Below are 13,104 nucleotides of genomic sequence, written 5' to 3'. Positions count from 1 at the left end.
CAGTCGCCTCCGTGCGATTGTCGCGGCGAGGATGTCGAAATCACGGCGTCTGCTTCTACTGAACAGTGAGAGCGCCCGCAGGGGGCGCGCGAAGCAAGGAGCAGAGCCGTGAAGTACATGCTGCTGATGCAGTTCAGCCAGGACATGTCCGACGCGCTTCCGCCGATCGACACCTGGTCGGCCGAGGAGGTGCAGGCGCACATCGGCTTCATGGTGGAGGCCAACCAGAAGCTCAGCGCGGCCGGAGAGCTGGTCGACGCGCAGGGCCTGGCGATGCCCGCCACCGCCCGGATCGTCCGCGCCGGGGCCGACGGCGCGCCCGTGGTCACCGAGGGGCCGTTCGCCGAGACCAAGGAGTTCCTGGCCGGCTTCTGGATCGTCGACTGCGACAGCGCCGAGCGGGCGGTGGAGATCGCCGCCTACGTCTCGACGGCCCCCGGCCCAGGCGGCGCGCCGCTGAACATGCCGATCGAGGTCCGCCAGGTGATGTCCGCGCCGCAAGGCGAGCTGTGACCTCGTCCGACACCGAGGAACCCGTCGATCACCTGCTGCGCCGGCTCGCGCCGCAGGTGGTCGGCGTGCTCACCAGGCGTTTCGGGGACTTCCACGACGCCGAGGACGCCGTCCAGGAGGCGCTGCTGGCGGCGGCCGTCCAGTGGCGGACGGAGGGGGTGCCCGGCAACCCGCGTGGCTGGCTGGTCCAGGTGGCCGGCCGGCGCATGATCGAGCAGGTCCGCAGCGAGCAGGCGCGCCGTCGTCGCGAGGACCTGGTGGCCCGCCAGGTGCCGGACGACAGGCAGGCGGCGCCCCCGGCGGACAGCGAGGACACCGGCGGCCGGGACGACACGCTCCGGCTGCTCTTCCTCTGCTGCCACCCCGTCCTGTCGCCGACCTCCGCGGTCGCGCTCACGCTGCGCTCGGTCGCGGGGCTCACCACGGCCGAGATCGCCCACGCCTTCCTGGTGCCCGAGGCGACCATGGGGCAGCGGATCAGCCGGGCCAAGCAGCGGATCAGGGCCTCCGGCGCCACCTTCCGGATGCCGGACCGGGAGGACTGGCCGACCCGGCTCGCCAGCGTCCTGCAGGTGCTCTACCTGATCTTCAACGAGGGCTACGCCACCTCGGCCGGACCCGAGCTGCTGCGCGTCGAGCTCTCGCGCGAGGCGATCCGGCTGACCCGGACCGTGCACGCCCTGCTGCCCGGGGACAGCGAGGTCGCCGGGCTGCTGGCGCTGATGCTGCTGAGCGACGCCCGCAGCGCCGCGCGCACCGGCCCCGACGGCGAACTGATCCCGCTGGACCGCCAGGACCGCGCCCGCTGGGACGCCGCCGCCATCGCCGAGGGCGTCGCCCTGATCACGGCGGCGCTGCCGCGCGGACCCGTGGGTCCCTACCAGGTGCAGGCGGCGATCTCCGCCCTCCACGACGAGGCGCGGACGGCCGCGGAGACCGACTGGCCGCAGATCCTGGCGCTCTACGGCGTCCTGGAGCGGATCGCCCCCGGACCGGTGGTCACCCTCAACCGGGCCGTCGCCACCGCCATGGTGCACGGCCCGGCCGAGGGGCTGGCCCTGCTGGCGGGTGTCGCGGCGGACCCGCGGCTGGCGGGTCACCACCGGCTCTTCGTGGCCCGGGCCCACCTGCTGGAGATGGCCGGCGACCGGCCGGGCGCCGTCGAGAACTACCGCGCGGCGGCCGAGCGGACGGCCAGCCTGCCCGAGCGGCACTACCTCACGCTGCGGGCCGCCCGCCTGGCCGCACCGCCGTGACCCGGTTCCGCCGTCCGCCCGGCGACGGTCACGCCACAACCGAACGTGACCCTTCCCCCGCGCCGCACCCCGCCGGTGGCGCAGACTGGGGTCATGTGCCGAAGCATCAAGACCCTCCGCCCGCCCACGACGCCCGACGTCACCGAGGAGGACATCCGGGCGGCCGCCCTGCAGTACGTCCGCAAGGTCTCCGGGTTCCGCGCCCCCGCCGCCCACAACCAGGCCGCCTTCGACGCCGCCGTGGACGCGGTGGCCGAGGCCACCCACGAGCTGCTCGCCGCCCTCGTGGTCCGCGGCGCCGCCGCGGCGTAATCCGCCCTACCGCCGTCGTCCCGACAGCAGGTCGCGTTGCGGCAACGGCTCACCCGGCTGGACGGCCGGCAGCGCCTCCGCCGGGCCGAGCGGCCGCCCGGCGTAGCCGCCGACGGGCGGAGCGGTCGCGTGCACGGCCGCCGGCGGGGCGCCGGCCGGGGTGAGGTCGGCGGGCAGGACCACCAGGGCCGCGGTCCCGGACGTGTCGCTGGGGCGCAGCTGGATCCGGATGCCGTGCCGCAGGGCCAGCCGGCCGACCACGAAGAGGCCCATCCGGCGCGAGACCGAGACGTCGACGGTGGGCGGGTTGGCCAGCCGCTCGTTGATCTCGGCGAGGTCGTCGGGGCTGAGGCCGATGCCGGTGTCGTGGATCTCGACGAGCACCCGGCCGTCCGGCAGCGCGTGGCCGGTGACCCGCACGCGGGTCTGCGGGCTGGAGAACGAGGTGGCGTTCTCCAGCAGCTCGGCGAGCAGGTGGACGAGGTCGTTGACGACGCGGCCGGCGACCTCGGCGGAGGGCACGGCGGCCAGTTCGATGCGCTCGTACTGCTCCACCTCGGAGGCGGCGGCGCGCAGCACGTCGACCAGCGGGACGGGACGGGTCCAGCGGCGGCCCGGGTCCTCGCCCGCGAGGACGAGGAGGTTCTCGCCGTTGCGGCGCATGCGGGTCGCGAGGTGGTCGAGCTTGAAGAGGCTGGCGAGCTGGTCCGGGTCGGTCTCACGGCTCTCGAGCTCCGAGATCAGCGACAGCTGACGCTGGATGAGGCCCTGGCTGCGGCGCGAGAGGTTGGTGAACATCGCGTTGATGTTGCCCCGCAGCAGCGCCTGTTCGGCGGCCAGTCGGACCGCCTCGCGGTGCACCATGTCGAAGGCGTGCGCCACATGGCCGATCTCGTCGGTGGTGTCGATCCCGATCGGGGTCACGTCGGCGTTCACCTCCTGCGGCTCGGCCTGGGACAACGCGATGACCAGCTGCGGCAGTTGGTGCTCGGCGACGTCCTCCGCCGCGCGCTGGAGCCGGGCCAGGGCGCGTGCCATCGAGCGCGCCACCAGGACCGCTCCGCCCACCGCGACCAGCAGCACCAGCGAGATCAGGATCGCGTTCAGCAGGGCGGTGCGCCGGGTGCGCGACTGCAGGTCGGCCGCCTGGCCGTTCATGTCGGCGATCAGGTGCTGCTCCACCTGGTTCATGGCCTGGATGCGGCGCCCGGCCAGGCTCGTCCAGGTGGCGGCGGACATCTCGCCGCTCGTGGTGGTGCGGCCGCTCGGGTCGGACAGCACCTGGCGGGCGTACTGGTCGGCGTCCAGCGTGCTGGAGTCCTGGGTCAGCGAGGCGAGCAACGGCGCGGCGGCGGCGCTGCCGTAGGCCGCGCGGAACGCGTTGAGCAGGCTCTCGCGGTCCTTGGCCGCCTGGGCGGCGTACGCCTGGTCGTCCGGGCTGAGCCGCTGCCCGGGGCCGGCCAGCGCGGCGCCGATCACCGCGCGCACCACGGAGGTGTCGTCCTGGGCGAGCGAGAACTGCTGGAGGGCGTGCGCGGTGCGGATGATCCGGGCGTTGCCGGTGCCCAGCGCCATGTCCTGGCCGAGACCGATGACGCTCTGGATGACCGAGTCGTAGTCGGCCACGGTCTTCTGGACCGTGCTGCGGCCGGTGCTGGTCGGCGCGAACGCCTGTTGCCGGATCAGCGCCAACTCCCGGAGTCCGGACTGCACGTCGTTCAGTGCGATGTCACCGCCGGGCAGGGTGTCGGGTTTGACGGCGGCGGTGACCGTGCCGAAGGTGGCCCGCGCGCGGTCGGTCGCGTCACGGGCGGCCTGGACGTCGGCGTTCACGGCGACCGGCTGGACGGCCAGCGCGCCCGGGGCGGGCGGGACCGGCGGGGCCGCCTGCGCGGCCGGCAGGATGCTCGCGGAGACGTCGCGCTCCTGCTGCAACGCGTCTGCCAGCGAAGTGGCCGCGCCGGTCAGCCGGTTGGTCGCGGTGACCGCGGCGAGGGCCTGGCCTCGCTGCAGGGAACTCTGCACCCGCAGCCCGCCCAGGACGGTGGCCGCCAGCACCGGCAGCGCCAGCAGCACCGCCAGCCGGCTGCGGATCCGCCAGTTCCGCAGCGCGTAACCCTTATGGGTAACGGATTTTGACGGTATGTCAGGACTGGAGCTCCCCCAACCGGTGCGCCCGGGGCCGCGGCCGTGCCGTGCGCCTCTGCCCTCCCCCGCCGTGCCGGCCCCAGCGTTGTTCGGGAACGCCGATGGATCCGGCGTGGCGGTGGATGCCTCGTTTTCCTCAGATGACCCGTGCACGTGTGTCGAAACCCTTAGGAGCGGTACCCCGCGCTGACGCGGAGGACGAGTGAATGTGGACCGAACCAGGCGAAGGCGGAGAGAAGCGCGAAGAGGGAGGGGAGGGGGCGGAGGGAGCCCGAGAGCCGGGCACACCCGTGGGCGCGGCCGCTGGACGGGCCGAAGGCCCCGGCATCCGGAGCGAAAGGGCGCGGGAGAGCGGCGCGGGGACCGGACCGGAGCCGGCGGCGCAACGCGGCAGAGGGGAGGGAACGACGTTCCAGGAAAAGGGCGTTCAGGCCGGTCGGGCCGTGCCTATGATGAGGACGGCTCGCCGGAACCGCATCTCGGACGGGCGTTCACCGCGCAGGTGCGGGGCCCGGCGGGCGGGCGCGCGGGACATGCGGCGAGTCTGCCGCGGTGGCGGCCAGGCCGAACCGGATGCCAGAGACATACGCGGATTGACATGGGCATGATGCTAGCAGGGCATCGACGGTGCGTGACCGAATGACGACAGATGGCGAGAAGTTGCCAACCACGCTCGTCGCGACCGATCCGTTTCTCCGCCCTCGCCGTTGGGCATGATCGTCGCGGCGCGCCGCTGTCGGCCGCGCCTCGGACACGAGCGAGGACATCTACATGGCGGCGATACAGGGTCAGGTCAAGTGGTTCAACGAGTCGAAGGGGTTCGGTTTCATCACCCCGGCGGACGGGACCAAGGACGTCTTCGTCCACTTCTCGGCGATCCAGGGCAACGGCTTCAAGACGCTGGCCGAGGGCCAGAACGTCGAGTTCGAGATCCAGGACGGCCAGAAGGGCCCGAGCGCGGTCAACGTCGTGGCCATCTGACCCACCTCACTCGCAGCTGCCCCAACCTGGCTGAGCCCGCGCGGCGTCCCGCCCCACACCGGGATGGGACGCCGCGCGGGCTCAGCCGGCCAGGCGGCGGGCCGGGAGGGGGTGCGCGGCCGGGGGCGGGAGGTCGGGCGAGGTGTGCAGCAGGTCGAGGTAGCGGGTGCGCGGCAGAGGGCCGGCGCCGATGCCGCGGGTCTGCGGACTGTCCCACTGGGTGTCCAGCAGCACGCCGCCCACCTGGCCGAACCGCGCCGCCAGATCGGCGACCGCGACCTTGGCGGCGTTGGAGCGCCGGTGGAACATCGAGTCGAGGCTCAGCACCGCTCCGGCCCGGACGCCGAAGACGCCGCCCACCAGCGCGTCGTCCTCCCAGACCTCCGCGCTCAGCGCCCATCCCGACTCGTGCAGCAGGGCCAGGCTGTCGACCAACTCCTTGGTCAGCCAGCGTGGTTCACGGCCCTCCCGGCAGGCCTCGACCACCTCGCCGAAGGCCCGGTTGAGGCTGGTCGACCAAGGCGCCCGGTTGCGGACCTGCTTGGCGAGGGTCCGGCCCAGCCGCATCCCGGCCACCGGCAGCACCGGACGCGGGTCGGGCGACCACCAGGAGACGGCGTAGGGGTCGATGTCCTCGCGGCCCACCAGCGCGACCCGGCCGTCCGCGACCTGCTCCTCGAAGAGCGCCTCGTTGAGGTCGCGCAGCATCGGGTCGGCGGCCGGAAACGGGTAGAGCCCGGCCCGGTAGGCCGCGAGCAGGCTCTCCGGTCCCAGGTCGCCGCAGAACGCCACCGGTCCCCCGGCCGGCGCGAGGGAGAGGTCGAGCGCCGCCCAGTCGGCGCACCTCCTGGTCATGCGGCCGCTCCGCGTCCGACCCGCGGCGGGGCCAGGTAGCCGGTCGCCAGCAGGTTCTCCAGGTAGCGGTCCAGCAACTCCCCGCCGACCGGCGGGATCCGGATCCCGCTGTCGGCCAGCGCCGCTTCGGCGCGGTCCCTGGTGAAGGCGGGAAAGGTGCCCCGGAAGTAGAGCTCGCTGACGGTCAGGTCGGTTCCCGGGCTGCGGTCGACGAACAGCGGCAGGAAGGAGGTCATGGGGTGGTTCGGATGGGCCGCCGCGAAGCCCGCGAACCGCCGGACCCACTGCGCGAACGGCAGCTCCTCCACCGGGTAGCCGAACGCGCGGATCCGCTCGACCAGGGTGTCGATCGACGCGTCCCGCGGATTTGTGAGGTGGTAGGTCTCACCGGTCGCCCGGTGCCGGGTGGAGATGTGCACCAGCGCCTGGGCGAAGCAGTCGGCGGGCAGGTAGTCGAGCGGCAGGTCGACGTCCGGGCTGCACCCCGCGTCGACGATGAACTTGATCAGCGCGCACACCTCGGTGTTGGTGTTCATCACGCCCGTCCGCTGGTCGCCGGTCACGTCGTTCAGCCGGTAGACCGAGACCGGCAGCCCGGCCGCGGAGGCCTCCTTCAGCAACGCCTCGGCCACCCACTTGCCCTCGACGTAGCCGACCGCCAGGTACTCCGGGTGGGCCAGCGGGCTGTCCTCGGTCACCCGGCGCACCCCGGCGGCGCCGTAGCCGGCCAGCACCGCCATGCTGGAGAGGTAGTGCAGCGGAATCGCCCGGGAGTGGCCGGCCAGCCGGATGAGCTCCCTGGTCCCGGCGATGTTGGCGGCGCTCATCTCGCGGTACGGGTAGATGAAGTTGACCTGGCCGCCGCAGTGGTAGATCAGGTCCACGCTGTCGGCGAGCGCGTGGAAGCGGTCCGGCTCCAGGCCCAGCAGCGGCTCCGCGAGATCGCCGAGGACCGGGATGATCCGGTCCGCCGACCGTTCGCCGAGCTGGTCGTGCGCCAGGTGGCGACGGCAGGCGGCGCGCAGCCGCTCCAGCGCGTGCCCGGCGTCCCTGGCCCGGATCAGGCAGTGGATCCGGGCGTCGGTGCTGCGCAGCAGCTCCTCCAGCAGGTGGGCGCCGCAGAAGCCGGTGGCTCCGGTCAGCAGGACGTCGGCGGGCCGGCGCCAGTCGGGCTCGGGGCGCCCGGCCTGGTTGACCGGCACCAGCAGGCGGCTCTCGGCCGCGAAGTCCACCCGGCCGTGGCCGTTCTCCGCCAGCGTCCCGGCACGGGCCGCCAGCGTGCTGCGGACGAACGGGGCCAGTGCGGCGTCCTCCAGCAACGCCCGGGTCAGCGCGCGTAGTTGGGTGACACCGATGCCGAACATGATCCGCACCCGGGCCAGCATCTCCATCGCCAGCAGCGAGTTGCCGCCGCTCCGGAAGAAGTCGTCGTCGTCCCCGACCCGTTCGAGGTCCAGCAGTTGGGCCCAGAGCTGGGAGACACCGGCCGCCACCGATTCCCCGGGATCGCCCGTCGGCAACAGCGCGGCGGGCGGCGGGCCGGTGGGCACGTCGGCCGACGCGTCCCGGATGCCGGTGCCGAGCGACAGCCGTCGGCGGTCCACCTTGCCGTTGTGGTCCAGTGGCAGCGCCTCGACGGCGGTCAGCCGGGTCGGCAGCATGTAGCCCGGCAGCCGCTCGGCGAGGAAGGACCGCAACTGCGCCTCCGGGACCGCGGGACCGGCCCGGGTGTAGAAGGCCACCAACTCCCGTTCGCGGCCCGCCGCCGCGGCCACCGCCGCGACCTGGCCCACCGCCTGGTGGGAGGTCAGCACCACCTCGACCTCGGCCGGGTCCACCCGGTAGCCGCGGATCTTCACCTGGTCGTCGATCCGCCCGAGGAACTCCAGCCGGCCGTCCGGGCGCCACCGCCCGGCGTCGCCCGTGCGGTACATCCGCGCGCCCGGCTCGTCGGCGTACGGGTCGGGCAGGAACGCGTCGGCGGTCCGGCCCGGCTGGCGCCAGAAGCCGCGTGCCACCCCGCTGCCGCCGATGAAGATCTCGCCGCGCCGGCCCGCCGGGACCGGGCGCAGCGCACTGTCCAGCAGCTGCACGGAGGTGTCCGGGAGCGGGTTGCCGATCGGCACCGGGCCGGCGTGCGAGCCCGCCAGGACCTCGGTGTCCAGGTGGCAGAGCGTGGAGGTGATGGTGGTCTCGGTCAGCCCGTAGGCGTTGACCAGCTGGACGGCGGGCATCCGGCGCAGCCAGCGGCGGCAGTCGTCGGCGTGCACGCTGTCGCCGCCGACGATCAGCAGCCGCAGCGAGGCCGCGGCGGCGACCTCCTGGCGGGCCGCGCCGAGGAACTGGTGCCAGTAGGAGGGGGTGAGGTCGGCGACCGTGATGCCGTGCTCGCGCAGTCGGCGGGTCAGCTCGGTCGGCGCCCAGCCCGGGCCGTGGGCGAGGACCAGTGTCCCGCCGCCGAGCAGCGTGGTGAAGATCTGTTCCAGCGAGGTGTCGAACCCCAGGGCGGCCAGTTGCAGCACCCGGTCCTCGGGGCGCAGCACGTAGGCGTCGACCAGGTTCAGCAACACCCGGGCGAAGGACCGGTGATCGACCATCACGCCCTTGGGGACGCCGGTCGAGCCCGAGGTGTAGATCATGTACGCGAGGTCGTCGGGCTCCGGGCCGCCCGGCAGCACCGGGTCCGAGCGGGCATCGGCGTCGGCCTCCGCTTCGTCGACCAGCACGACGGTGGCGCCACCGGTGACGAACCGGGCGTGATCGCTGCTGGTCAGGACCGCAGCGCAGGAGGAGTCCTCGACCAACTGGGCGAGCCGCCGCGCGGGCAGGTCGGGGGCGACCGGGAGGAACGCGCCGCCCGACTTCAGCACCGCCAGCAGCCCGACCACCATCGCCGGGGTCCGGTCCAGGAGGACCGTCACCACCGACTCGGTGCCCACCCCGCAGCGGCGTAACCGGCGGGCGAGACGGTCGGCCCGGTGCTCCAACTCCGCGTAGCTGAGCGACCCGTGGTCCGACAGCACCGCCGTCCGGTGGCCGGCGACCGCCGCCCGCTCGGCGAGCAGCTGCGGAACGGTGGCCGCCGCCGGCCCGCTGCCGACCGGGCGCAGTCGCGTCCAACTCGCGTCGACGGCGGCCACGCAGGCGGCTCGGGAGGCGGGCTCCCCCTGGCGGTGCCAACCCCTCGGGACCTGGAGTGCGGCCGGCCAGAGCGAATACTGTCCCCTGGCATTCCTGACGACCGTCTGCAATTCGTCGGCCGGTGGCGAGAAAGAGTCGCGGTCCACCACGTCGGCCCTCCCGCTCTCTAGGCGATCGCGAACGTATCTCGAATATACGCCTGCCCGCCGAACCGGCAGCCGATGGCGACCGGCGGTAGCCTTCCGCACGTGCAAGTGCACCGTCAGGAGCGGGAATTACACCTTCAGGGTGGTCGGGTATGCTGGTGGGGAATTCCGCCCGAAATCTGCCGCGCGACCTCCCGGCACCAATCGTGCGTACGCGGTGCGTACCCCGTACACACGGCAGTACCCGTCGGTTGCTCTCGCGCGTATCTCGGTGGAGCACTGCATGCTGAATGCGATGACCAGGTGGCGGTGGCAGTACGTCATGCTCGGATTTCTCGGGTGGATGGGCCTGTTCACGGTCATGTACTACGTGCATCCCGGCGAGCGGATCGTCTGGTGGACGGGGATCGGCCTCGGTGGCGTGGCGGCCATCCTGCTCGGCACGCTGCGCAACCGCCCCTCGCACCCGCTGCCGTGGCTGCTGCTCGCGGCGGCCAACCTGAGCTTCACGGCGGGCGAGGTCGCCGAGGTGGTCCTCACCCAGCTGCTGCACCAGGGCAACCCGTTCCCGTCCGTGGCGGACGTCTTCTACCTGGCGACCTACCCGCTGTACGCGGCCGGGCTGCTGATCTTCATCCGCCGCCGCAGCGCCGGGCGCGACCGTGGCAGCCTGATCGACGCGCTGACCTTCACCGCCGCGCTGACCCTGCTCTCGTGGATCTACATCGTCCTGCCGAACGTGCACAGCGCCGACCTGACCTGGGTGCAGAAGGCCTTCGCCATCGCCTACCCGCTCGGCGACATCCTGGTCCTGGCGATGCTGTTGCGCCTGCTGGTACCACACGGCCCCAAGAGCTGGTCGCTGCGGCTGCTCACGCTCGGCACCATCGGCATGCTGGTCTCGGACGTCCTGTTCGGGCTGATCCAGCTCTACGGGACCTGGCGGATCGGCACCGCCGTCGACCTCGGCTGGGCGATGTACTACACGGCCTGGGGCGCGGCCGCGCTGCACCCGTCGATGGTGACGATGACCCGGCCGGTGCTGCGCCAGCGCTCCGACGTCGGGCGCGGCCGGATCGGGCTGCTCTGCTTCGCCTCGATGATCGCCCCCGGTGTGCTGCTGCTGGAGTCGGCCAGGGGCCAGAACCGCGACGCCGGGGTGGTCGGCGCCTTCTCCGCGCTGCTGTTCCTGCTGGTGCTGGCCCGGCTCTCCGGCGTGGTCGCCGCGCACCGGCTGACCGTCGCGCGCGAACGGGCGCTGCGAACCGCCGTCGGCTCGCTGGCCGTGGCCACCAGCCTGCACGAGGTGACCGCCGCGATCCGTACCGCCGGCGCCGCGCTGCCGCCGACCAATTCGCAGCGCCTGGTGCTGCTCGGGCTGAGCGACGACGGCCGGTTACGCTTCCCGTCCGGCCCGGGTGACGCGGCCCTCGGCCCGCTCTTCCCCCGGCTGCCGGCCGCCGAGCACGCCATGATCGTCACCCGCCGGACCCGGCTGCGGCCGGTGCCCGAACTGGGCGGGGAGTTCACCGCGCTGCTGCCCGGCTGCGCCGACGCGCTGCTCTGCCCGCTGGCCCTGCCGGACCGTCCCTCGGGCGACCCGCTGATCGGCGTCCTGATCATCGGCGGCGAGGAGGACGAGCTGGTGCCGCTGATCACCACGGTGGAGTCGCTGGCCGCCCAGGCCGCGCTGGCGCTGGAGCGCATCACGCTCAGCCAGGAGGTCTCCCGCCGCAACAGTGAGGCCTACTTCCGCACCCTGGTGCAGAACGCCTCGGACGTCATCCTGATCCTCGACGACGACGACCGGGTCCGCTACGCCAGCTCCTCGGCGGACCGGGTGCTCGGCTACCCCGGGCTGGTCGGCACCCCGATCGTCGACCTGGTACCCGCGGAGGAGAGCGCCACAGCGGTCGGCGCGCTGTCCCAGATGCGCAGCCGCGACCACCGCGACCGCCGCGAGCACTGGCGGATGGTGCGGCACGACAACGTGGACATCGAGGTCGAGGTGCGGGCCAGCGACCTGCGCACCGACCCCACCGTGCTGGGCCTGGTGCTCACCCTGCGCGACGTCACCGAGCAGCGGCAGCTGGAACGCGAGCTCAGCCACCGCGCCTTCCATGACTCGCTGACCGGCCTCGCCAACCGGGTGCTCTTCCAGGACCGGGTCAACCAGGCCTTCCTGCGCGGGGTGCGCGGGGGCGTGGCGGCCGGCGTGCTGCTGATCGACCTCGACGACTTCAAGGTCGTCAACGACACCATGGGCCACGGCATCGGCGACGAACTCCTGGTGGCGGTCTCGCTCCGGCTGTCCACCATCGCGCGCGCCTCGGACACCGCGGCCCGCCTGGGCGGCGACGAGTTCGCCGTCCTGATCGAGAACTCGCTGGGCCCCGCCGACGTCGAGGCCTTCGCCAACCACGTCATCAAGGCGTTCACCGAACCGTTCCGGCTCAGCACCGGGCCAGTCAACGTCTCGGTCAGCGTGGGCATCGCCACCACCGAGGACAGCGAGGACGCCGCCGAGCTGCTGGCCCACGCCGACCTGGCGATGTACGCGGCCAAGGGGGCCGGCAAGCGCCAGTGGCGGCGGTTCCACCCCGTCCTGCAGGCGGGCATGGTCGAACGGCACGAGCTCCAGGAGAGCCTGGACGCGGCGGTCGCCGCGACGGCGTTCACCGTGCTGTATCAGCCGATCGTGGAGATCGCCTCGGGCGGCCTGGTCGGCTTCGAGGCGCTGCTGCGCTGGCCGCACTCCAGTCGTGGCATGGTGCCGCCCGAGCAGTTCATCGGACTGGCCGAGGAGAGCGGCCAGATCGTCCCGCTCGGCGCCTGGGTGCTCGGCCACGCGGCCGAGGAGGCCGCCCGCTGGCAGCGGACCGCCCCGGACAACGGCACCGGCCTGCCCGTGCCGACGCCGCTGTACGTCAGCGTCAACGTCTCCGCGCGCCAGTTCCGCGACCCCGGCTTCGTCGACGTGGTGCGGCACACCCTGGACTCGTACGCGCTGGACCCCGGCTCGCTGGTCCTGGAGCTGACCGAGAGCGTCCTGATGCGCCGCGACGACCGGATCCGGGCGGACATGCTGACCCTCAGCGAGCTGGGCATCCGGCTGGCCATCGACGACTTCGGCACCGGCTACTCCTCGCTCAGCTACCTGCGCGAGTTCCCGATCACCATCCTGAAGATCGACAAGTCCTTCATCGACGGGCTGGGCAAGTCCTCGCAGCAGTACGCGCTGGTCGAGGGCATCACCCGGATCGCCGAGACGCTGGGCGTGCGGGTGATCGCCGAGGGCATCGAAAGCACCCAGCAGCGCGACCTGCTGGCGATGATGGGCTGCCCGCTCGGGCAGGGGTACCTGTTCTCGCGGCCGGTGGCGTCGGAGCGGGCCAGCTCGCTGATCCGCTCCGGCGGGGACCTCTCGGCCCGGCCGCTGTAGGAGTCGCACGGGCCGCACGGGCCTCGCGGGCTCGGGGAGAATCACGGGTATGCAGCAGATCCTCGTCATCGGCATCGGGGCGGGCGACCCCGAGGGCCTCGACATCCACTACGGCGCCTACCTCGGCACGCCGGACGAGATCCTGGTCGCCGGTCCGCTGGCCGACGCCGCCCCGCGGATCCGCGAGCTGCGCGCAAAGGCCCGCGCCCGTAAGGGCTGGATCATGGACAGCTACCTGCTGCGCCGCTCGGACGGCTGAGGCCGGGCCCGGCCGGGCGCGTGTGCGGGGCCGCGCGGCCGGTGGGACTCT

General features: G+C 73.0%; 8 protein-coding genes and 1 pseudogene. 6 read left to right on the top strand and 3 right to left on the bottom strand.

Annotated features, from left to right (window positions below; all coding sequences use genetic code 11):
* Positions 1-117: 117 nt before the first annotated feature.
* The 3 genes from BS80_RS27635 (at position 118) to BS80_RS27625 (ending at position 2,081) form a co-directional block, all read left to right on the top strand.
* Positions 118-513 carry a YciI family protein gene (locus BS80_RS27635; RefSeq protein WP_232246710.1) on the top strand — a complete coding sequence of 132 codons (396 nt, stop codon included), beginning with the start codon at positions 118-120 and terminating at the stop codon, positions 511-513.
* A complete protein-coding gene (locus BS80_RS27630; RefSeq protein ID WP_035803218.1) occupies positions 510-1,769 on the top strand; it encodes an RNA polymerase sigma factor in 1,260 nt (419 codons plus the stop codon). Before BS80_RS27635 ends, BS80_RS27630 begins: the two co-directional genes overlap by 4 nt.
* Positions 1,770-1,862: 93 nt before the next feature.
* Complete coding sequence (locus tag BS80_RS27625) at positions 1,863-2,081, top strand: DUF2277 family protein (RefSeq protein WP_035803217.1); 219 nt, start codon at positions 1,863-1,865, stop codon at positions 2,079-2,081.
* Positions 2,082-2,087: 6 nt separating this feature from the next.
* On the opposite strand, the gene BS80_RS27620 is transcribed toward BS80_RS27625, so the two are convergent.
* Positions 2,088-4,157: a sensor histidine kinase gene (locus BS80_RS27620; RefSeq protein ID WP_051967265.1), complete on the bottom strand. Its 2,070-nt coding sequence runs from the start codon at positions 4,155-4,157 to the stop codon at positions 2,088-2,090.
* 843 nt (positions 4,158-5,000) lie between these two features.
* On the opposite strand from BS80_RS27620, the gene cspE reads away from it, so the two are divergent.
* Complete coding sequence (gene cspE / locus BS80_RS27615) at positions 5,001-5,210, top strand: transcription antiterminator/RNA stability regulator CspE (protein ID WP_035803210.1); 210 nt, start codon at positions 5,001-5,003, stop codon at positions 5,208-5,210.
* Between the two features lie 81 nt (positions 5,211-5,291).
* Here the strand turns inward: cspE and BS80_RS27610 are convergent, their stop codons facing one another.
* Both BS80_RS27610 and BS80_RS27605 read right to left on the bottom strand, forming a co-directional pair.
* Positions 5,292-6,065: a leucyl/phenylalanyl-tRNA--protein transferase gene (locus BS80_RS27610; protein WP_035803208.1), complete on the bottom strand. Its 774-nt coding sequence runs from the start codon at positions 6,063-6,065 to the stop codon at positions 5,292-5,294.
* On the bottom strand, positions 6,062-9,352 hold the full coding sequence (locus BS80_RS27605) for an amino acid adenylation domain-containing protein (RefSeq protein ID WP_198045637.1): 3,291 nt from the start codon (positions 9,350-9,352) through the stop codon (positions 6,062-6,064). The genes BS80_RS27610 and BS80_RS27605 overlap by 4 nt, the downstream gene beginning before the upstream one ends.
* A 295-nt stretch (positions 9,353-9,647) precedes the next feature.
* Here BS80_RS27605 and BS80_RS43105 point away from each other — a divergent pair, with 295 nt between their 5' ends.
* Together BS80_RS43105 and BS80_RS27595 are read left to right on the top strand one after the other, a co-directional pair.
* Complete coding sequence (locus BS80_RS43105) at positions 9,648-12,794, top strand: putative bifunctional diguanylate cyclase/phosphodiesterase (protein WP_232246669.1); 3,147 nt, start codon at positions 9,648-9,650, stop codon at positions 12,792-12,794.
* 91 nt (positions 12,795-12,885) lie between these two features.
* A pseudogene (locus tag BS80_RS27595) lies at positions 12,886-13,053 on the top strand (precorrin-6A synthase (deacetylating)); the annotation flags it as partial.
* Positions 13,054-13,104: the final 51 nt, after the last annotated feature.

Origin of the sequence: Kitasatospora mediocidica KCTC 9733, assembly GCF_000744225.1 — a bacterium.
Lineage (GTDB): Bacteria > Actinomycetota > Actinomycetes > Streptomycetales > Streptomycetaceae > Kitasatospora > Kitasatospora mediocidica.
The sequence above is the reverse complement of the archived record's forward strand: the minus strand, read 5'-3'. Positions and strand labels throughout refer to the sequence as shown.